The sequence below is a fragment of the Pedobacter sp. BMA genome (assembly GCF_001027745.1).
Lineage (GTDB): Bacteria > Bacteroidota > Bacteroidia > Sphingobacteriales > Sphingobacteriaceae > Pedobacter.
Window position 1 is genome coordinate 1 of sequence record NZ_LECU01000004.1, and the last position, 21,374, is coordinate 21,374.

The 21,374-nt window shown below is 39.9% G+C and carries 16 protein-coding genes; 14 read left to right on the forward strand and 2 right to left on the reverse strand.

Going from position 1 to position 21,374, the window contains the following annotated elements; translation table 11 throughout:
• The first annotated feature begins 1,183 nt into the window (after positions 1-1,183).
• The 11 genes from AB669_RS06335 (at position 1,184) to AB669_RS06385 (ending at position 13,513) form a co-directional block, all read left to right on the forward strand.
• Positions 1,184-2,134 carry an outer membrane protein assembly factor BamD gene (locus AB669_RS06335; RefSeq protein ID WP_047798484.1) on the forward strand — a complete coding sequence of 317 codons (951 nt, stop codon included), beginning with the start codon at positions 1,184-1,186 and terminating at the stop codon, positions 2,132-2,134.
• Between the two features lie 3 nt (positions 2,135-2,137).
• Entirely contained in the window at positions 2,138-2,464 is a 327-nt protein-coding gene (locus tag AB669_RS06340) for a DNA-directed RNA polymerase subunit omega (RefSeq protein WP_047798485.1), read from the forward strand.
• A gap of 77 nt (positions 2,465-2,541) precedes the next feature.
• Positions 2,542-3,732 carry a bifunctional phosphopantothenoylcysteine decarboxylase/phosphopantothenate--cysteine ligase CoaBC gene (gene coaBC, locus AB669_RS06345; RefSeq protein ID WP_047798486.1) on the forward strand — a complete coding sequence of 397 codons (1,191 nt, stop codon included), beginning with the start codon at positions 2,542-2,544 and terminating at the stop codon, positions 3,730-3,732.
• A gap of 1 nt (position 3,733) precedes the next feature.
• Positions 3,734-4,624 carry a DUF4835 family protein gene (locus AB669_RS06350; RefSeq protein ID WP_047798487.1) on the forward strand — a complete coding sequence of 297 codons (891 nt, stop codon included), beginning with the start codon at positions 3,734-3,736 and terminating at the stop codon, positions 4,622-4,624.
• Between the two features lie 158 nt (positions 4,625-4,782).
• Positions 4,783-5,154: a BlaI/MecI/CopY family transcriptional regulator gene (locus AB669_RS06355; protein ID WP_047798488.1), complete on the forward strand. Its 372-nt coding sequence runs from the start codon at positions 4,783-4,785 to the stop codon at positions 5,152-5,154.
• A 25-nt stretch (positions 5,155-5,179) separates the two neighbouring features.
• Positions 5,180-7,063, forward strand: a complete 1,884-nt coding sequence (locus AB669_RS06360; protein WP_047798489.1) for a M56 family metallopeptidase — start codon at positions 5,180-5,182, stop codon at positions 7,061-7,063.
• 94 nt (positions 7,064-7,157) lie between these two features.
• Positions 7,158-8,810 (forward strand): DNA repair protein RecN, encoded by a 1,653-nt coding sequence (gene recN, locus AB669_RS06365; protein WP_047798490.1) that lies wholly within the window; start codon positions 7,158-7,160, stop codon positions 8,808-8,810.
• Between the two features lie 42 nt (positions 8,811-8,852).
• Positions 8,853-10,082, forward strand: a complete 1,230-nt coding sequence (locus AB669_RS06370; RefSeq protein ID WP_047798491.1) for a carboxypeptidase-like regulatory domain-containing protein — start codon at positions 8,853-8,855, stop codon at positions 10,080-10,082.
• Positions 10,083-10,158: 76 nt separating this feature from the next.
• On the forward strand, positions 10,159-11,394 hold the full coding sequence (locus AB669_RS06375; protein ID WP_047798492.1) for a carboxypeptidase-like regulatory domain-containing protein: 1,236 nt from the start codon (positions 10,159-10,161) through the stop codon (positions 11,392-11,394).
• A gap of 111 nt (positions 11,395-11,505) precedes the next feature.
• The gene (locus AB669_RS06380; protein ID WP_047798493.1) at positions 11,506-12,573 is read left to right on the forward strand and encodes a PA0069 family radical SAM protein; all 1,068 of its coding nucleotides are present in this window, start codon (positions 11,506-11,508) and stop codon (positions 12,571-12,573) included.
• Between the two features lie 67 nt (positions 12,574-12,640).
• Positions 12,641-13,513, forward strand: coding sequence for a RimK family alpha-L-glutamate ligase (locus AB669_RS06385; protein WP_047798494.1), 873 nt, complete (start codon positions 12,641-12,643; stop codon positions 13,511-13,513).
• A 62-nt stretch (positions 13,514-13,575) separates the two neighbouring features.
• Here the strand turns inward: AB669_RS06385 and AB669_RS06390 are convergent, their stop codons facing one another.
• Both AB669_RS06390 and AB669_RS06395 read right to left on the reverse strand, forming a co-directional pair.
• A complete protein-coding gene (locus AB669_RS06390) occupies positions 13,576-14,100 on the reverse strand; it encodes a CAP domain-containing protein (RefSeq protein ID WP_047798495.1) in 525 nt (174 codons plus the stop codon).
• 128 nt (positions 14,101-14,228) lie between these two features.
• Positions 14,229-16,778 carry an ATP-dependent Clp protease ATP-binding subunit gene (locus tag AB669_RS06395; RefSeq protein WP_047798496.1) on the reverse strand — a complete coding sequence of 850 codons (2,550 nt, stop codon included), beginning with the start codon at positions 16,776-16,778 and terminating at the stop codon, positions 14,229-14,231.
• A 772-nt stretch (positions 16,779-17,550) separates the two neighbouring features.
• Here AB669_RS06395 and AB669_RS06400 point away from each other — a divergent pair.
• The 3 genes from AB669_RS06400 to ettA all read left to right on the forward strand — a co-directional run bounded on the left by AB669_RS06400 (position 17,551) and on the right by ettA (position 21,327).
• Positions 17,551-17,865, forward strand: coding sequence for a hypothetical protein (locus AB669_RS06400; RefSeq protein ID WP_156166695.1), 315 nt, complete (start codon positions 17,551-17,553; stop codon positions 17,863-17,865).
• Positions 17,866-17,906: 41 nt separating this feature from the next.
• Positions 17,907-19,430: a DUF4394 domain-containing protein gene (locus tag AB669_RS06405; protein ID WP_047798498.1), complete on the forward strand. Its 1,524-nt coding sequence runs from the start codon at positions 17,907-17,909 to the stop codon at positions 19,428-19,430.
• A 217-nt stretch (positions 19,431-19,647) separates the two neighbouring features.
• Positions 19,648-21,327, forward strand: a complete 1,680-nt coding sequence (ettA, locus tag AB669_RS06410; RefSeq protein ID WP_047798499.1) for an energy-dependent translational throttle protein EttA — start codon at positions 19,648-19,650, stop codon at positions 21,325-21,327.
• Positions 21,328-21,374: the final 47 nt, after the last annotated feature.

A 21,374-nucleotide genomic window follows, 5' to 3' on the forward strand; every position in this document is an offset into this window, starting at 1 on the left:
TCAGTCTTCAGTTCGCTTAAGTCGTATTCGTCTTAGCGTGTTTTTCGTCTGTTTCAATCTTTTTTCATTTGCTCATCCGCGACATCCGCCGCTCAGCTTTTCTTCCCTTCCTTTCGGTTGGGAGTGCAAAGGTAGAAAACTTTTTTTAACTTCCAAATAAAATATTTTTTATTTGTTTGCCTCTTTCTTTTCTCTATCTCCGCTATTTCAATCTGCCAGTTTACTGGCTTTCCGTTCTTCCGAACCGGGTTGCAAAGGTAAGCATCTTTTTGTTTTCCGCAAATTTATTTTAAAATAAATCTCTGGACTTTTCCCCTCTCACATCATCTTGAACCACCTTTTCAATCAATCCCTTCCTCCGAAGCGGGATGCAAAAGTAGAAAAAAATAACCACCCGGCAAATATATTTTAAGCTTTTATACGATCAACATCCTAAAGTACTGTTTTACAGTCTCAAAAATTTACCAATCACTCAAACATTTTTAAAAGAAATTTGTATGCAAAAGCCGCTGGCCATTTAAACCTATCAGGAAAGCACTACTGGCTACTGCCCGATACTGTACTGCTATATATACTACATCGCCAATTTGCAAAAAAGAGCCAGGTTATCCCTGAAATCTGTATACACACTTGATAGGTACACTTTTGGTCCTGAGGCAAATTAGAAGTATAAAACAACATTAAAACAAAGTATTAAAGGCTATTTTTTGGTACCAGTATTTTGTCTTTCGTCACTGCTAAGTCGGACTTTGGTCGGGCTTGTGACAATTGTACCCGACCAAACAGTGACGAATCGACGAATAAACGCCGACCTAAGGGTTATGAGTGTATCCAGATATATAAGCGTCTGCACGACTTTTTGCAGCATCAACCGTATGATTGATTAATAGCAATAGACGATATAAGTTTCTGTTTGAGGGATTGAAAGAATGGACAAGCAGCACGTGTTAAAACAAGCCGATACTACAAAGGACCGTTATGGATTGTTTAAAGTCATTCAAACCATCCTATGATGTTGAGATACATGTGTAGACCGCGTCGATAGTGCCTTCAAAGCACTACAACTAAACAAATTCGCTTTTGTTAAAAATTGTTAACTATATATAGGTAGTGAATTGCTTTGCATAGCTTAGCGGCGAATTGTTTTTATTGATGTTATCGTATTATTAATTATCTTTGCAGAATGTTTAAAGTTAAACACTTAATTATTTTAGTATTTGTAGCCGCTTTAGGTATTGCGGGTTGTAAAAGTCGTTTCGAAAAATTGAGAGCGAGTAATGACGTTGCAAAAAAATACCAGGAAGCCCTTCGACTGTACAACAAAAGGGATTATAGTAAGGCACTTGTGCTTTTTGAAGACCTTTCTCAAAAATACCGCGGTCGTGCAGAAGCAGAAGATTTAAATTATTACTACTCTTATACCTTATATAGATTAAGCGATTATACTACTGCAAGATATCAGTTCAAAAGCTTCGCAGATACTTATCCGGCAAGTAAAAATGCAGAGGAAGCCCGTTATATGGCCGCATACTGCTATTACCTGGAGTCACCTGTTTTCTCGCTAGACCAGGAGAACACCTATAAGGCTATTGACGCGCTTCAATTGTTTATCAACTTATACCCTACAAGCGACCGTGCAGCGGCAGCAGGCAAGTATATCGCTGATTTGAGAACAAAACTGGAAGACAAGGCTTTTGAAAATGCGAAGATGTACTTAACAACAGGCCCGAGTAATGTAGATAATTACAGAGCAGCAGTTATTGCACTTCAAAACGCACAAAGAGACTATCCGGATATAAAATATGCCGAAGAAATGGATTTCCTAATGATAAGGGCACAATATCTGTATGCTAAAAACAGTTATTTATTCCGTCAGGAAGACCGCTTTAACGAAGCAATCTCTTTATATACTGCTTTTGCTGACAAATATCCCGACAGCCCTTTTTCCAAAGATGCTAAAGGATTAAAAGCTGATGCCGAAGCAGGGATCGTTTTGACAAAACAGGAAATTGCGCTCAATAATAATGAGCAGGAAAAATACAGACAAATGCTGATTAGAACCGGAAAGATTAAAGACACTGTGTCTGCAACTCCTCCAAACAAATCAGAAATAACGAATATTAAAAACAAGTAATACATGAATACTAACAAACCTGCTGTACCAAACACTACAGTTACCAGAAATGTGCACGATTTAGATAGAACTACAGACAATCTTTATGAGTCTTTAGTTGTAATTGCTAAAAGAGCAAATCAGATTTCGAACAACGTTAAAGAGGAGTTGCACGGTAAATTAGCAGAATTTGCATCAAGCAACGATAATTTGGAGGAAATTTTCGAAAACCGTGAGCAAATTGAAATCAGCAAGCACTACGAGCGCATGCCTAAACCTGTTTTAGTAGCGATGGATGAGTTTTTGAATGGTAAAGTTTACCACAGAAACCCTGCTAAAGAACAAAAATAATATTGGCACAATGCATGGAGTTTGGAGCCGAGCGTTTAGAGTATGCTCTTTGCACTATGCTTTAAACTCCTTGCTTAATGCTCAACAATAAAAACATAATACTTGGCGTTTGTGGCAGTATTGCAGCCTATAAGTCGGCCTTTCTGGTTCGTCTTTTGGTTAAAGCTGGTGCAAACGTCAAAGTTATTTTAACCCCTGATGGCGCGAATTTCATTACGCCACTCACCCTTGCTACGCTTTCTAAAAACCCGGTATACACCCAATACTTCGAAGAAGAAACCGGGGTATGGAGCAACCATGTAGAATTGGGTCTTTGGGCTGATCTCATACTCATCGCGCCCACCAGCGCAAACACACTGGCAAAACTGGCGACCGGAATATGCGATAATCTCCTCACTGCAGTTTATCTTTCGGCTAAGTGCCCTGTTTATGTAGCTCCGGCAATGGATCTCGATATGTGGAAGCACGAAACAACCCAGCAAAACATTGCCAGGGTTACGAGCTACGCAAATACCATCATTTATCCTACAAGCGGCGAACTGGCCAGCGGACTTTACGGCGAAGGTAGAATGGCCGAACCTGAAGAAATTGTTTCATTCTTAACCAATGCCATTAAACAATCGCTTCCCTTGTTTGGGAAAAAAGCGATGGTAACAGCAGGCCCCAGCTATGAAGCGATTGACCCCGTGCGTTTCATTGGCAACCACTCTTCCGGTAAAATGGGTTTTGCCCTTGCTGATGAACTGGCAAGGCTGGGCGCAGAAGTAACTTTGATAGCTGGTCCAACCGCCCAGAAGACTGAACAGTCTTTAAAAAGGGTCGACGTGGTAAGTGCCGAAGAAATGCTGAATGCCTGTTCTTCCCTGTTTCCTGAAACAGATATCACCGTCATGTGTGCAGCCGTAGCAGACTACCGCCCTAAGACGGTTTCAACCCAGAAAATTAAAAAACAGGAAAATGAGCTGGTGCTGGAACTGGAAAAAACAACCGATATACTGGCCTCACTCGGAAAAGTAAAGAAACCCGGGCAGATCCTGGTTGGCTTCGCGCTTGAAACGAACGATGAAGAAAACTATGCCAAGGGAAAGCTGGAAAAGAAAAATCTCGATCTTGTAGTACTCAACTCTTTAAACGATAAAGGAGCAGGTTTTAAATCTGATACCAATAAAATTACTATTTTTAACAAAGCATTGCAACGTACCACCTTTGAAACAAAATCGAAAGTTGCTGTTGCTAAAGACATTTGTGAGGCTATCTTAAAATTGTAAGATGATAAAGAAAATCGTTTGGATATTATTATTGTTGGTTACCGGCAAAATACATGCCCAGGAGCTTAATGCCCGGGTTACAGTTTTGGCACCTCAGGTTTCCAACATTAGCAAACCTGGTTTAGAGGCATTGCAAAAAACAATCCGTGATTTTTTAAACAATAACAAGTTCAGTAATGAAAACTACAGACCCAATGAACGTATAGATTGCAGTTTTATCATTACCATCAATTCATGGGATGGCGGATCAGGATATACCGCTGAAGCACAGATTCAAAGTAGCCGACCTGTTTTTAACAGTACTTATAACAGCACTTTGTTGAATATGAGCGATAAAAACTTCGACTTCAGTTTTAATGATGGTTCTACCATAGATTTTTCAGACCAGAACTACATTTCCAATATCAGCGCCTTGCTCACCTACTATGCTTATACTATTATTGGATTGGATAAAGACAGCTTCGCCCGTATGGGAGGAACACCATACTTTAAAAAAGCACAGAATATCATTAACCTCGCTCAGGCTTCGGGAAATACCGGCTGGAAAGCAGCCGACGGACTTAGAAATCGTTTCTGGTTCAATGAAAATGTTCTAAATCCGGTTTTCAAAGAGTTAAGGAATTTCATTTACAGCTACCACCTTAATGGCCTGGATCAATTAACCGATAACGACAAGGGCCTTACGCAAATAGTAGCAGCGTTGCCTGCCTTACAGGAAATGGATAAACAAAAACTGGGCTCTATTTTTCCAAATGTCTACTTCGCCTCAAAAGCCGAAGAAGTAACCAATGTCCTGTCTAAACTGAATACGCAGGAAAGAATCAAAGCTTACAATATGCTGGCCGAAATTGATCCTGCAAATATCGGAAAATACGAGGGACTAAAACAATAATCAATAGATTTCCTGGCCTGATGCAGAGGCGAATCCATGTTCCTGAGCTCCATGGGAGCAAAAAAACTGAACATCAATAATTTTTTTCTAAAATATTTTGTTTATACGAATATCTTCGTACATTTGATTACGAAATAATTCGTACAACGTGTAACAATATGACAGCCAGTAACATCAAACCAACAGAAGGCGAAATGGAAATCCTGCAGGTGCTTTGGCAAAGAGACCGGGCAACTGTGAGGGAAGTTCATGAAGCGCTGAATAAAAAGGATGCCGGATATACCACCACTTTGAAACTGATGCAAATCATGCACGAGAAAGGTATGGTAGAAAGAGATACCAATCAGAAAACACACATTTATAAGGCAATTGTAAACCAGGATAAAACGGAAAAACAACTGGTAAATAAAATGATTGATAATGTTTTCAATGGTTCAGCTGCAAGGCTTGTGATGCAGGCACTAGGTAATCACAGTGCAAGTGCGGATGAAATTGATGAAATTAAAAAATATTTAGATAGCCTGAAATAAGTCGAAGAACCCAAAAATCACCATTATGGAAACTTTAGTACAACAGTTTGTTAAAGCATTTGGTTGGAGTATATTAAACTCCCTCTGGCAAAGCGCCATCATTTATGGTATCCTATTCATTATCATGCTTAGCCTGCCTAAGCTAGCTGCCAAACACAAGCACAACCTCGCTTTTGGTTCAATTATCTTCATGTTTGCAGGTTTTGCCTATAATTTTTTTCAGCAAATTATGATTACCGCCCCTAAGCAGTCTCCCGGGCTTAGCACAGATCAAATTCAGGCGTACCAGTATTTCAACAACCTCCCTCCTAGTTTCGCCAGCAGGGCAGAGCAATACTTTCCGGTAGTTGTCGCCTTTTATATCCTTGGCATTTTATTACAGCTTTTTGTAATTGCAAAAGGTTATAAACAGCTTTCGAAATTAAAGAAAGATAGCCTGAGTATTATTCCCGACGAATGGAAGAACATTTTTGCGCATGTAACCGCGCAGCTGAACATTAAAAAACAAATCCGGTTTAACCTGTCAGCTTTAGTAAATGTTCCATTGGTAATTGGCTACCTGAAGCCGGTGGTATTGTTTCCTGTTGCCTTGGTCAATCAATTGGATCATGATCAGGTAGAAGCGATATTGATCCACGAACTCTCTCATATCAGAAGAAACGATTTTCTGTTAAATCTGATCAAAACAGCTATTGAAACGTTGCTTTTCTATAATCCATTTGTATGGATGGCCGGCAGGTTTATCCACATCGAACGCGAACATGCCTGCGATGATCTGGTACTGAAAATTACCGGCAAACCACTGAACTATGCACATGCGCTGCTCAAGCTGGAACTTCTTAAAGATAAATCGAGCCCTGCATACGCAATGGCTGCAACAGGGAAAACACAAAATTTATATCAACGCATTAAAAGGATAACCAATATGAAAACGAATTATTTAAATGCAAAGCAACAAATGGCTGCCCTTACCCTGGGAATAGCCTGTATTTTCTCGATTGCATGGATTAATCCCGCAGAGAAAACCAAGGATAATAAAAAGTCTGTGGTTGAACAGGTGATAAGTTCTAATGATAAATCGAATGATTTACAAACAATCATATTCCAGGATACTACTAAAAAACGCAAATTAAAAATAGTCACCATAGATAAAAATGGGAACAGAACAGAATACAACTCTATGAAAGAAATTCCGGATAGCATCAAAAAGGATCTTGATGCGAATGAATTATTTTCAGGTCGGAATGTCTTCCGCATCACTTCTGATTCTGGTTTCAAATTCCGTGATTCGGTTTTCCATGCTAAAATATATAAACAGTTCAATTCTCCCGAGGCCCAGGCTAAATGGAAAAAATTTGGCGAAGACTTAGCAAAAAAGTATAATTCGCCAGAAGAACAAGCGAAATGGAAAAAGTTCGGTGAAGATGTGGCAAAGGAATATTCTTCGCCCGAAGCACAGGCAAAATGGAAGAAATTTGGTGAAGATATCGCTAAAGAATACAACTCGCCTGAAGCACAGGCTAAATGGCAGAAGTTTGGTGAAGATGTTGCAAAACAGTATTCATCACCAGAAGCTATTGCAAAATTTGAAAAAATTGGTGAGCTCGTTGCTGCCTTGCCTACGGTGGAAAATTTAAAAGGAGATACAAAGGTTAGGCTTTATACGAATGAAAATTACGCTAAGCTGAAGGACCTGAGACGGCTAAAGCTCGATACTGCTTTTAACAGCGGAAAAGATGTCTACACTTTTGATTCAAACAATGACAATGTTATATTCCTGAACGGCGAATCCCTCAAGCTTAAAAATTCTGAAGAGTATAAAAAACTCAAAGAAAAATTCGATAAGGAAGTAAAAGAACTTAAAGTCAAAATGGAAAAGTCAGAACAAAAAGAAAAGTCTAAAAATTAATCAAACCAAACAGCTCAAACAGCGGAGAAAATTCTCCGCTGTTTTTGTTTTATACTGGCTGTTGAAATAACTTTTAGTATTTTCGTAACCAAGTATGCTACAAAAACTTTCTATTCGTAATTACGCACTAATCGATAGCCTTGATATCGAATTTGATAGAGGATTGAATATTATCACCGGAGAAACGGGTGCTGGAAAATCCATTATACTCGGTGCATTATCACTTATTTTAGGGCAAAGGGCGGAAAGCAAGTATTTCTTTAACCAGGATAAAAAATGTGTGATTGAAGGAAATTTTGTGCTTTCCGATGAAAATTTAAAAGAGGTATTTGAAGAGTGTGATGTGGATTTTGAGCGGGAGAGTATACTTCGCAGAGAGATATCAATAGATGGAAAATCACGGGCTTTTATAAATGACAGCCCTGTTAATTTAACCATATTAAAACAAATTGGCGAAAAGCTGATCGACATTCATTCGCAGCATGCTACCCGGGAAATTAATGATGCTTCGTTCCAATTGCTCATTGTAGATGCGTTATCCAGTCACAATACGATGATTAGCGATTATCGTGCAGGTTATAAAAGGCTCAGGCAGGAAAGCAGCAGGTTAAAAAAACTGGTAAGCGATGCAGATGAGGCGAGAAGCAAACAAGATTATGAACAGTTTCTGTTCAATGAACTGGAACAGGCGCAACTCAAAACCGGAGAGCAGGAAGAGCTTGAAACTGAACTTGAAAAACTTACGCACGCAGAAACCATAAAAAGAGCTTTGCTTACTGCTACAGGGTTGTTGACTGAAAGCGAGCCATCGGCTTTGCAAATGTTGAAAGAGGCTCAGCTACAGCTACAAGGTGTGGAGAGATTTGATTCCACGATCAATACACTTTTTGAGCGTCTTAAATCATCCATCATCGAAATCAAGGATATTGCAGATGAGGTTTCAGTTATTGAAGAAAATACCCTGCATAGCGCCGAACGTCTGGAAACCATTAATCAGCGTTTAGATTTATTTTATTCTCTTCAGCAAAAACATCGTTTAAGCAACAATGATGAGCTACTGGCATTACAGCATCAGTTGGAACAAAACCTGAATCAATTGCTTTCATCAGATGAAAACATTGAAAAACTGCAAAAAGAAATTGAAGCGCTTAAAACAACGCTTACAAAGCAAGCCAACCAGTTAAGTCAAAACCGTAAAAAAGCGATTAAGGTGGTTGAGGATGAAACCGGTAAAACGCTGAAAAATGTTGGTATGGCCAGTGCCCGTTTGGTGCTGGAACAAAAGCCCCTCGGCGAGTTGGGCAAAGATGGTTTGGATGAAATTACTTTATTGTTTACGGCAAATGCCGGTCAAAGCCCTGCGCCTGTAAATAAAGTCGCTTCAGGAGGTGAACTATCCCGCCTGATGCTGGCGATTAAAGCACTGCTAGCTAAACATACTTCGCTCCCAACCATTATTTTTGATGAAATTGACACGGGTATTTCAGGCGAAACGGCTCTGAAAGTCGGAGAAGTGATATCAGCTCTCGGAGAAAATATGCAGGTAATTTCAATTACTCACCTGCCACAGATTGCTGCTAAAGGAGAATCTCATTACTTCGTGCATAAGAATGAGTCTGGAGGTAAAACAACCACCGGTATCCGTAAACTGAAACAAGAAGAACGCGTGGCCGTTATTGCAGAGATGTTGAGCGGAAGAAATCCTGGTGCTTCGGCAATAGAAAATGCGAAAGAATTATTAAGGTAAATATTTTTTTCATAAAACTAATTATTTAGTTATTTTTAAGAAATGAAGTCTTTACTTTTCTTTATTCTTCTCCTTGCCTGCTACGTAGTTCAAGCTCAGCAAACCATTACCTTAAGCGGAACCATTAAAGACAAAAATGGCGAACCACTTCCGGGAACGGGTGTGTATGTAAGCGACTACAAAATTGCTACATCTACTGATGATAAAGGTAGATATGCCCTTAGATTAAAAGCTGGAAATTATAATATCCTGGTACAGTTACTTGGTTTTAAGGCCACTAATAAAAATGTAGTGATCAACAATCAACCTGTAAACCTCAATTTCACTTTAGAACAAAGTGAAACACAATTGTCAGATGTAACCATAAAACCTGATCCCAACCGCTTACATTATCTAAATACCTTTAAAACCTATTTTATCGGCTTAACTGAAAATGCTCAGAAATGTAAAATGCTTAACAGCGAAATCCTGCGTTTTGATTACGATAATGAAAAAAGAACCCTAACCGTTCAGTCCGACGAATTTCTGATCATAGAGAACAAAGCATTAGGTTATAAAATCAAATATCTCGTTAAAGAATTTCAATACGATTACAAAACCAGAATTGTTTATTATGAAGGTTATCCTAATTATGAAGACCTTCCGGGCACAGACAACCAGAAGAAAAAATGGGCGATCAGAAGATCAGAAGCCTATAATGGCTCGTCACAACACTTTTTTAGTGCCTTATTCAATAACACGATTAAAGAAGAAGGGTTCATAATCAATAAACTGATCAGAAATCAGGTTCAGGAAAATCTTGCAGATAGCATTATCCAGGCACAGGTTGGTGGATTTACCTCTACTTTGCTTACCCTGCCAGGCACACACCAGTTTGGTTCACCGAAAACTACAAATACTGCGGTTACTGTTTCGAAACCCAAACAGTCGAAAGGCTTTGCAGCACTAAACAGGGCGGAGATTTTAACAGACACATTAGTTCACCGTTATAATGATCAAATTAAAAAGATAGATTTCACAAATGTACTTTATGTGATCTACACCAAAGAGCGCGAAAGCTCAGGTTTTAAAGCCCGTATTGGCATGCCGGTGAACAGGCCATCAGAATTGAACAATACTCAGATCTCTTTGATCAACATGACATCCCCGCCGGCATATTTTTATAAAAATGGTAGTGTTTACAACCCCCGTGCAATGCTTTATGAAGGTTACTGGGCCTGGGAAAAGATAGCAGATAGCGTTCCAATGGATTATATACCACCAGGAAAATAAGCCTTGAAGTGTTAAAATTGTTAAATATATTTGAACATTTTAATAAATATTCCGCCTTTTGGCTACATTCGTCATTATGTATAAACGCCTTTTAGTCGCCCTGCTATTCTTCATTTTAGGCGCTAATGCACTTGCACAAAACACGTTCTCCATCAGTGGCATTGTTAGGGATAAAAAGGACGGCCTGCCGGGGGCAAGCATATACCTGAGTGGGTATAAAGTTGCTACTGTAGCTGACAACAACGGGAGGTTTAAGCTCACTAACCTGAAACCCGGAAGCTACGATTTACTTGTACAGATTGTTGGATACCTGCCCTATTCCAAAAGTGTGATTATATCAGACAAATCAGTAGAGGTTGATCTGGTACTGAAAGAAAATGTTGCGCAACTTGATGAGGTTACGGTTCGGGCAGATCCCAATCGTCAGAAATATATTAACCAGTTTAAGGAATTTTTCATCGGAAAAACTCCAAATGCAACGCAGTGCAGAATTTTAAATCCACAGGTCTTGAACGTAGACTTTGATATTACCAAAAGTACACTCACTGTTTCTACAACTGAATTTCTGGTCGTGGAAAACAAAGCCCTGGGATATCGCTTAAAGTACATGCTCGATCATTTCGAATATAACTCGAGAACACACATCATTTATTATTCAGGGCATCCTTTTTTCGAGGAATTAAAAGCATCCGCAGCCAAAAAAAAGAAATATATCGCCGCACGTGAGGTTGCCTACTATGGTTCATCACAACATTTTTTCAGGTCACTGTATGCAGGTAAAAGCCAGGAAGAAGGATTTATTATCAACAAAATGGTAAAAATCCCAAACCCAAACCGATATCCTGAATACCTCATCAATGGTAACCTGGAAAAAATTAAAGCCGTGGCTGAGAAAACAGGAATCAGGCAAAACAAAGGAAAGATAGATACTGCTTTACTGGCGTTCTGGACCAAACAAAAGGAAATGCCAAGAACTATTGATAAATTCTCAAGGGCCGATGTACTCACGGATACGCTCGTACACTACTTTAATCAAAACCTCAGATACCTGAACTATACCGACGGTTTACTGATTCAATATACCAAAGAAAAAGAATCTCTTGCTTATTCTAAAACAGGTTTCTGGATTTTCAGACCCTTAGATGTACCCGAAAATGAGATCTCTGTGGCCAACTTAACTGAAGGACCTGTTCGGTTCTACGAAAATGGCGGTATCTATGATTCGCGTTCATTACTTTATGAAGGCTATTGGGCATATGAAAAAATCGCAGATATGGTACCCATGGATTACATTCCGCTACCTAAGAAATAAGAACATCTGAGATGGATGCGCTGAAAGTGATTGAATTATTTTATAGCAAATTGTTGAAAAGTAGCCTTACCTAGCCGATCAAATTGCTAATTTAATTAGTAATTTTAGATCATGATTGGTGACGAAGAAAAACAATATTTTAAGGGAAGAGGTGCTCAGGTAAATCCGCATAACAAATTTTTAAAAGATGTTTATGTTAAAGAATACGGTGAAGGAATTGACGATTGGGAAGAAAGTGATCGAAAAACAACCTTCCTCTTTGAAAACTCAAAAACCATAGTAAACAAAGTGGATAGCCCGGATGTGGGCATGGCTTATTCACTGAACCCATATCAGGGCTGCGAACATGGCTGTACCTATTGTTACGCACGAAATTCTCATCAGTACTGGGGCTATAGTGCAGGCCTGGAATTTGAGCGGAAAATTATCGTAAAAAAGGATGCCCCTGCCCTATTCAGGAAATTTCTGGAGAAAAAAGGTTGGGATGCCGCCACGATTTCCTTATCTGGCAACACAGATTGTTATCAACCTGCCGAAAGACAATTTAAACTCACAAGACAGCTTTTAGAAATAGCGCTCGAATATAAACAGCCAATAGGCATGATCACCAAAAACTCGCTTATTCTGCGCGATCGTGATATTCTGCAGGAAATGGCCAAACTTAACCTGTGTATGGTTTATGTTTCCATCAATAGTTTGAATGAGGAATTAAGACAGGTAATGGAACCACGCACCACTACAGCAAAACAACGGCTTAGAGTAGTTGAGGAACTGAGCAAAGCCGGAATTCCGATGGGCGTGATGGTTGCGCCGCTCGTGCCCGGCTTAAGTGATCATGAAATTCCAAATATTCTTAAAGCAATAGCCAGTGCGGGCGCTGTTAAAGCAGGTTATACCGTGGTCAGATTAAACGGCGCGATCGGGCAGATATTTGAAGACTGGCTCCGGAAGAACTTTCCTGAAAGGTTTGATAAGGTGTGGCACATGATCCAAAGCTGTCATGGCGGCAATGTAAATGACAGCAGATTTGGCGACAGGATGCGGGGTGATGGAAATATTGCCAAAATGATTCGCGACAATTTCAGGCTGCATAGCCGGTTAAACGGATTAAACCAAAACGATATCATATTAGATCATACTCTTTTCAAAGTTCCCAGGAGTCAGATGACCTTGTTTTAGCATCACCAATACGTCAATAAATTTAGCTAAGCTTGAAAAAACCACCTCTTTCACTTAGTTTAGGTGCATGAAGATTGCACTTATTACCTACCTGGATCTGGGAGCCTACGACAGCGAAACTGTTGAATCGGAAGACGACAAACTCCTTGGATTTTTAAAAGCCAAAGGTTTAGATATAGAAGAAGTAATATGGAATGATCCGGCAGTTAATTGGGATGAATATCAACTTGCCATTTTGAAATCTCCATGGGACTATTTCGATCTCATTCAAGACTTTTATCAATGGCTTGATCTACTGGAACAAAAAAGCATCAGACTATTAAATCCTGTCAATACCATTCGCTGGAACAGCAATAAACATTACCTCAAAGAAATTGAACAGGCAGGATTGAAAATTACACCTGGTGTTTTCGTAACCGCAGCCGACCAGATAGATCTAAATGATTTTTTTGAAAAATTTAATTCGGATAAGCTGATCGTAAAACCTTGTATCAGTGGAGGTGCGAAAAATACCTTTAAGGTAACGAAGGCCAACGTAACAGAAATCCACGAAATATTGAATGAATTAAAGAAAACAGAAGATTTTATCATTCAGCCATTTTTGCCTGAGATTCTGGAAAGTGGAGAATGGTCGTTTGTATTTTTCAATGGAAAATATAGTCACACCTTAATCAAAAAAGCGAAGGCAGGAGACTTTAGGGTGCAACCCGCACATGGCGGCTCTGTCCATCCGCAACATCCTGAACTCCATATCATCGAAACAGCTGCGAAATATGTAAACCAGTTTGCCAAAAATTGCCTTTATGCACGTGTTGACGGAACTTTCGTCCAGGACGAATTTCTATTGATGGAGTTGGAACTTATAGAGCCGTTTCTTTTCCTGAATACTGATCCGCAAAACTATGAGCGATACTACCAGGCGTTAATGGAGCTCATATAATAACACCGCAAATAAGCGATGATAGCTTAAAATGCTAAAGGGCTTCAATATTGATTATGATATTATCTCGCTCCAAGCACCTGCACCCAGTAAACACCAGATTTTGCTGCGCCCATTTCTTTGAAGGATGCATTCATGATGTTTTTGCAATGACTTTCACTTTTAATCCAATCGGTAAAAACCTGCGCTTCTGTCGTTTGTCCTTCAGCAAGGTTTTCACCAACGGTCAACCAGACATAACCTGCAGCCTTTGCCCTGTCGCCCACAGTTTCGCCCTTACCGGAAGTATGTACCAATTGCTTAATAGATGCCATGTAGTTGCTTTGATAAATCGCAGCTGAAGCTAAATTAGCATTCCAGGTTACTGCAGCTACAGCAGGCATCGGGGTTGTACCGCATGTACAGCCTGCCAGTCTTGTATCATTCACCAGTTTTAAAAGGGCATCATTGTTAATATTTGTCGTAGTCGATGCTTCGATTTTTAAGGTTGTGGAAGCTTCTGAAGCAGAAGTGTCAGTTCCTTTCTTGCAGGATGACGCAAAGCAAAGCACCACAAGGCACATCATTTGGTTAGTCAAAGATTTCATTAGAAAGTTTGTTTGTCGAAAGATACAGCGATTTTTGAGAAATATTTACGCCCAAACAAAAATATTCACATTCCTGGATGTGATTAAGCAAAAAAAAAACTCCCAATTTTCATTGGGAGTTTTTCATTTTATTTACTGGGAGAATCTTCCTCTTTAGGGGCTTCCTTTTCTTTTTCACCTTTTTTATGCACAACTGAAATGACTTCAGTTGTTTTATCATAATCAATTTCCAAAACATCTCCTTCAGTAAGCTCGCCCTTCAAAATCTCTTCTGCAATCGGATCTTCAAGATATTTCTGAATTGCCCTTTTCAACGGACGGGCGCCGAAGTTGCTGTCAAAACCTTTCTCCGCTATATATTCTTTAGCGTTTTCAGTTAAGGCAATTTCATAACCCAATGTATGAACACGACCAAATAATGCTTTCAATTCAATATCGATAATTCTGAAGATTTCTTCCTTACCCAGGCTATTGAATACTACAACATCATCAACACGATTTAAAAACTCTGGTGCAAAAGCACGTTTCAATGCGCTCTCTATTACACCACGGCTATGCTGCTCTGCCTGGTTAGTTTTCGCTGAAGTAGAGAAACCAACACCCTGACCAAAATCTTTAAGCTGACGGGCACCTATATTTGAAGTCATAATGATGATTGTATTTCTAAAATCAACCTTACGTCCTAAACTATCAGTTAACTGACCTTCGTCTAAAACCTGTAATAAGATGTTAAATACGTCAGGATGCGCTTTTTCGATCTCATCCAGTAAAATTACCGCATAAGGTTTTCTTCTTACTTTTTCAGTTAATTGTCCACCCTCTTCGTAACCAACATATCCCGGAGGCGCACCCACTAATCGTGATACGGCAAATTTCTCCATGTATTCACTCATGTCGATCTGAATCAATGCATCATCACTATCGAACATAAAGCGCGCAAGTTCTTTCGCCAACTCCGTTTTACCCACACCGGTAGGACCTAAGAATATAAATGAACCAATTGGTTTTTTAGGGTCTTTTAAACCTGCTCTTGTACGCTGAATGGCTTTCGTTAATTTTTTGATCGCATCATCCTGACCAATAATCTTCTCAGCAACCTTATCGTACATATTCAAAAGCTTCTGGCTATCTGTTTGTCCAACGCGCTGAACCGGAATACCAGTCATCATGGCGACAACTTCAGCTACGTTATCTTCCGATACCTCGTAACGCTTGGTTTTTGTTTCAGCTTCCCATTCGGCTTTAGCCTTATCTAATTCCTCAATCAGATTTTTCTCTGTGTCACGCAGTTTTGCTGCTTCTTCATATTTCTGACTGCGAACAACCTTATTCTTCTCAAGCTTGATATCTTCAATTTTAGCTTCGATATCAATAATATTCTGCGGAACGTGAATGTTGGTTAAATGCACTCTTGATCCCGCCTCATCCAAAGCATCAATGGCTTTATCAGGTAAGAAACGGTCAGAAATGTAACGTGAGGTTAAAGTCACACAAGCTTCAATCGCGTCCTGAGTATAAGTTACACCATGGTGCTCCTCATATTTATCTTTAATACGCGTTAAAATTTCAATGGTTTCGTCTGGTGTAGCCGGCTCAACCATTACCTTCTGGAAACGGCGGTCTAACGCACCATCTTTCTCGATGTACTGGCGATATTCATCTAATGTAGTCGCACCGATACATTGAATTTCACCCCTTGCTAAAGCAGGTTTGAACATATTCGATGCATCCAGCGAGCCCGAAGCTCCACCTGCGCCAACGATAGTGTGAATCTCATCAATGAATAAAATTACATCAGTAGATTTTTCCAGCTCGTTCATCACCGCTTTCATACGCTCTTCAAACTGACCACGGTATTTTGTACCTGCTACCAGTGAGGCAAGATCAAGTGTGACAACACGTTTTCCAAAAAGTACACGCGATACTTTACGTTGAACGATGCGTAAGGCCAAACCTTCAGCAATTGCCGATTTACCAACACCTGGCTCACCTATTAAAATAGGATTGTTCTTTTTTCTACGCGACAGAATCTGTGATACACGCTCAATCTCTTTTTCGCGGCCAACAATCGGATCCAGACGACCCTCTTCTGCTGCCTTGGTTAAATCACGACCGAAGTTATCTAAAACAGGTGTTTTAGATTTAATATCGGAAACTTTCTTAGGGGCACTAAAGCTCTCCTCTTCACGATAATCATCATCGCCTCCTGTAGATGCGCTGTTTGAAATATCGTCCCTAAAACCATTTTTGTTCACCTCTACCTCCTGTTTAAATACATCATAAGTAACACCATACTGCAATAGTATCTGTGAGGCGATGTTATCATCATCTCTAAGAACAGACAGCAATAAGTGTTCGGTTCCAATTAAATCGCTTTTAAATATCTTAGCTTCTAAGTAAGTAATCTTTAAAACTTTTTCGGCTTGTTTAGTTAAAGGAATATTACCCAGATTAACTGTTACACTCGAAGTACCGCGAACGGCATCTTCAATTGAGCGGCGCAATTTACCAGTATCAACTCCCAACGATCGTAAAATCTTTATAGCCATACCATCGCCTTCGCGGATGAGGCCCAATAATAAATGCTCGGTTCCAATGTAATCGTGCCCTAAACGCAGCGCTTCCTCTCTACTGAAAGAGATCACATCTTTAACCTGTGGTGAAAATTTTGCTTCCATAATTCCTTTCTTAACAGCTACGTCCCTAAACTATAAAATTAATTATAAATAGCGTACTTACTGTTTTCTTTATTTTATCAACAATTGCGCCATGTAGGTGTATAAACACCCTTTTACTCGTATTAACTTGCTCAATACTTACCCAGGAATAACGACGGTAATAATATTTTAGCCTTTATCTATCTACGTAATAAGTGTTTTTTAAGTTTTAAAAACACATTTATTGCAGGAAGTTTAAACTGATTTGATCAATGTCTGTGTATTGTAAGTATTTCATCAGCCACTGAAACTGACAATTTGTAACTTTTCACTAAGGCAATTTACAATTTTTGACAGGAAAACAAAAAAATCTGACATCAATTGCGGACCGAGTAAGTGAATTACAACTTTGAAAGGACGAATTTTCCATTAACTTAAAGTTCCCATCGAAATAACCTAAACAATACCGTTTTGTTTTAGGAACAATGCCGTTATTAAAAGAAAATAATCTTCATTAAACCTTCATAATCGATATCTAGTTTTGTTTCAGAGAGCGTTAATTAAGAATGGGGGCTAGATTGTCATGATCTGGCTCCCTTTTTTTTTGCAACAATCAGCCACTAATCGTTTTGAGTGAAAGTCTGAAGAAAATTCAGAGGTGTATTAGGGGAAAGCGGCCCGCAACTCATAAAGGCATGTTTTAGGTTATTTGACAAAAATCAAAAAGCTTTTTAAGCTTATAGAATCTGAGCATACAAATTTCCCGTATGTACACTAAAATTAAATCGCATTAATGTCCTTCTTTGCATACCGCTTCGTGATTATGATGATGTTGCTCACCGCTTTTGGAGGAAGAATTACTGTTTACGCCCTGACAGAATCAAAATTGTTAACAGAAGTTTCCAAAAATGATTCCGGCGAAAAACAGGAAAAGGAAGATTCAACGGAAAACAAAGTAAAAATCGCCGACATTATAGTACCTACCGGATTTAAATTTGAATTCATCAATACCAAAAACCAAGCATCGACTTTATTTGCAAATAATTTCAATCTTACCATTTGCCACCTTCCTATTTTGATTCAGCCGCCTAAAAACAAGGCCTGTTAATCTGATACAATTACATTTTTTTCTATTAAAACCTTATTGAAATGATTAAACTTAAACACTTTATCATTGTGGCCTTGTGTGCCATAATGAGCCCGATTATATTTACAGCCTGTAAAAAAGACAGAGGCAACGACCAGGAGATGTTAACTGCCGGACCTGACCTAAATTTTTATGCATTAACCTCTGATAGCAAATTGCTATTAATTAATGCGAAAAATCCATATGCAGTTGTCTCACAGGTAAGTATTTCGGGGTTACAAACCGGAGAATCCATTCTGGGAATTGATTTCAGGCCAGCAACAGGTCAGCTTTATGGCATAGGAAGCACTAGCCGCTTATATGTTATTGATCAAAAAACCGGGGTTGCAAGATCTATTGCCACGGCAGCATTCACACCGGCTATTTCAGGTTCATCTGTAGGATTCGATTTTAATCCTACTGTAGACCGGATTCGCCTGGTAACGAACACAGGTCAAAACCTGCGTTTAAATCCGGAAACAGGTACAGTTGCAGCAACAGATGGGTCAATTAACGGGGCTACCAATGCACGTGTAGCGTCTGTAGCTTATACCCAAAACAAAGCCGGAGCAACAACAACCGTGCTTTTTGATATAGATGCAGCAACAGACAAACTTTACAAACAAGATCCGCCAAATGATGGAAAACTGGTTGAAGTAGGTTCGCTTGGATATGATGTTGATGAAACAGGTGGTTTTGATATTAATCCTGATGGTACCGCAGCAATTGCCGCAATGACCAGTGCTGGTGTTTCCGCATTATATACTATCGACTTAAATACGGGAAAAGCAGCTAAAATTGGCAATATAGGTGCAACAATTACTGCCATTGCTATCCCGACGGAAGCCGTGGCATATGCGGTTTCAAACAATAATGAATTGCTCATTTTCAATCCCTTTGCTTCAACACCGTCAATCAGTACCAAAACCATTTCAGGTATTCAGACTGGTGAGAGTATTTTAGGAATCGATATGCGCCCTGTAAACGGACAATTATACGCTCTGGGAAGTACCAGCCGTATTTATACCATCAATGCATCATCTGGTGCAGCAACCTTGGTAGGTACTGGTCCGCTAAGTACACTGCTTACCGCCACACAGGTTGGTTTCGATTTCAATCCATTTGCCGACAGGATTAGAATAGTAGGCATCAATGGGCAGAATTTCAGAATTAACCCGGTAGATGCTTCGTTAACTGTTGACGGCATGATATCAATAACCACTGCAGCCATATCAGGCTCAGCATATACTAATAACTTCGCCGGAACCGCTACGACAGTGTTGTACGACATCGATTCGACAGGTGACAGACTCTATAAACAAGACCCGCCAAACGCTGGAACATTGGTAGATGTGGGTGCGCTAGGTGTGAATGTTGAAGCCAATAATGGTTTTGACATCGGCGGCACTAGTGGCCAGGCTTATGCACTGCTTACTGTAGGTGGAACCCAGAAAATTTACAGCATTAACTTAACAACAGGCGCGGCAACCGCAGGTGCTACCATTGGCACAGCTGCCAGAGGATTCGCACTCGGTTTAGGCTTTTAATTCATAAAGTTAACCAGTAAAAAAAGCGGCAGTTCTAGAGAACTGCCGCTTTTTTTATGAAACATCAGGGTATGCTAAACAACTCCCCAACAAAGTGATCAAATTTTATCCTTTTTTCTTGGCGGTGTTCTATCTTTGTGCGAATTGGAACAACAGATACATACTACCTAAATACTGATCGCCGTTTCAAAAAACATGTAAAAATTTATAAATCAATATGTCTGACGAGAAGATAATATTTTCAATGGCAGGAGTAAATAAAATTTACCCTCCACAAAAACAGGTTCTAAAAAACATATACCTTTCCTTCTTTTACGGTGCCAAAATTGGTGTAATCGGTTTAAATGGCTCAGGTAAATCATCATTACTTAAAATCATTGCCGGCCTGGATAAGTCATATCAGGGCGAAGTGGTGTTCTCTCCGGGTTACTCTGTAGGGTACCTGGCGCAGGAGCCGATTCTGGATCCTGATAAAACTGTACGTGAAGTAGTGGAAGAAGGTGTTGCCGAAGTGACTGCACTTTTGAAAGAATATGAGGAGGTAAACGAAGCATTTGGCTTGGAAGAAAATTACTCCGACCCTGATAAAATGGATAAGCTGATGGCCCGCCAGGGTGAGCTTCAGGATAAAATTGATGCATCAGGTGCCTGGGAACTTGATTCTAAGCTGGAAAGAGCAATGGATGCACTTCGTTGTCCTGATCCTGAAACCAAAATAGGCGTATTATCAGGTGGAGAACGCCGCCGTGTGGCCATGTGCCGTTTGTTACTCCAAAAACCAGACGTATTGTTACTAGATGAGCCTACCAATCACCTTGATGCAGAAAGTATAGATTGGTTAGAGCAGTTCCTGCAAAATTACGAAGGTACTGTTATTGCAGTAACCCACGACAGGTACTTCCTGGATAACGTAGCAGGCTGGATATTAGAACTCGACCGTGGTGAAGGTATTCCATGGAAAGGAAATTACAGCAGCTGGCTGGACCAGAAAGCCAAGCGTTTATCTCAGGAAGAAAAAACCGAGAGCAAACGCCAGAAAACGCTTGAGCGTGAATTGGAATGGGTGCGGATGGCGCCGAAAGCGCGCCATGCAAAATCCAAAGCACGTTTAGCTAATTACGATAAGCTGGCCTCTGAAGACGGAAGAGAAAGAGAAGATAAATTGGAATTATTTATTCCTGCAGGTCCCCGTTTGGGTAATGTGGTGATTGAGGCTACCAACGTAACGAAGACGTATGGCGATAAAGTATTGTTTGATAACCTGAATTTCTCGCTTCCTCCTGCGGGTATTGTTGGAATCATAGGCCCCAATGGTGCAGGTAAAACCACGCTATTCCGTTTAATAACCGGTCAGGAAGAGGCTGATAACGGTACGTTTCGTGTTGGCGAAACTGTAGAGTTGGGCTATGTGGATCAGATGCACAATGACCTGGATGCAGATAAAACTGTTTACGAAAATATTACTGATGGCTTGGACAATATCCAGTTGGGTAATAAAGCTGTAAATGGCCGTGCCTACGTTTCTAAATTCAACTTTAATGGTGGCGATCAGCAGAAAAAGGTAGGTGTTCTATCTGGGGGAGAGCGAAATCGTGTTCACTTAGCCATTACGCTTAAAAAAGGTGCTAACGTACTATTACTGGATGAGCCTACCAACGATATTGACGTAAACACCTTACGGGCGCTTGAAGAAGCACTGGAAAACTTTGGTGGCTGCGCTGTGGTAATCAGTCACGATAGATGGTTCCTCGACAGGATTTGTACGCACATTCTGGCGTTCGAAGGTAATTCGGAAGTATATTTCTTTGAAGGTAACTACTCTGACTATGAGGAAAACCGCAAAAAACGTTTGGGTGATGTAACTCCTAAACGAATCAGGTATAAAAAACTTGATTAATGGCTGAAAAAACCGCAATTTAAGCTAAAAACTCCCGGTTTACACCG

Coding starts and splice junctions, on each gene's coding strand:
- AB669_RS06335 (WP_047798484.1), top strand. CDS start 1,184: ATGTTTAAAGTTAAACACTTAATTATTTTAGTATTTGTAGCCGCTTTA.
- AB669_RS06340 (WP_047798485.1), top strand. CDS start 2,138: ATGAATACTAACAAACCTGCTGTACCAAACACTACAGTTACCAGAAAT.
- coaBC (WP_047798486.1), top strand. CDS start 2,542: ATGCTCAACAATAAAAACATAATACTTGGCGTTTGTGGCAGTATTGCA.
- AB669_RS06350 (WP_047798487.1), top strand. CDS start 3,734: ATGATAAAGAAAATCGTTTGGATATTATTATTGTTGGTTACCGGCAAA.
- AB669_RS06355 (WP_047798488.1), top strand. CDS start 4,783: ATGACAGCCAGTAACATCAAACCAACAGAAGGCGAAATGGAAATCCTG.
- AB669_RS06360 (WP_047798489.1), top strand. CDS start 5,180: ATGGAAACTTTAGTACAACAGTTTGTTAAAGCATTTGGTTGGAGTATA.
- recN (WP_047798490.1), top strand. CDS start 7,158: ATGCTACAAAAACTTTCTATTCGTAATTACGCACTAATCGATAGCCTT.
- AB669_RS06370 (WP_047798491.1), top strand. CDS start 8,853: ATGAAGTCTTTACTTTTCTTTATTCTTCTCCTTGCCTGCTACGTAGTT.
- AB669_RS06375 (WP_047798492.1), top strand. CDS start 10,159: ATGTATAAACGCCTTTTAGTCGCCCTGCTATTCTTCATTTTAGGCGCT.
- AB669_RS06380 (WP_047798493.1), top strand. CDS start 11,506: ATGATTGGTGACGAAGAAAAACAATATTTTAAGGGAAGAGGTGCTCAG.
- AB669_RS06385 (WP_047798494.1), top strand. CDS start 12,641: ATGAAGATTGCACTTATTACCTACCTGGATCTGGGAGCCTACGACAGC.
- AB669_RS06390 (WP_047798495.1), bottom strand. CDS start 14,100: ATGAAATCTTTGACTAACCAAATGATGTGCCTTGTGGTGCTTTGCTTT.
- AB669_RS06395 (WP_047798496.1), bottom strand. CDS start 16,778: ATGGAAGCAAAATTTTCACCACAGGTTAAAGATGTGATCTCTTTCAGT.
- AB669_RS06400 (WP_156166695.1), top strand. CDS start 17,551: ATGTCCTTCTTTGCATACCGCTTCGTGATTATGATGATGTTGCTCACC.
- AB669_RS06405 (WP_047798498.1), top strand. CDS start 17,907: ATGATTAAACTTAAACACTTTATCATTGTGGCCTTGTGTGCCATAATG.
- ettA (WP_047798499.1), top strand. CDS start 19,648: ATGTCTGACGAGAAGATAATATTTTCAATGGCAGGAGTAAATAAAATT.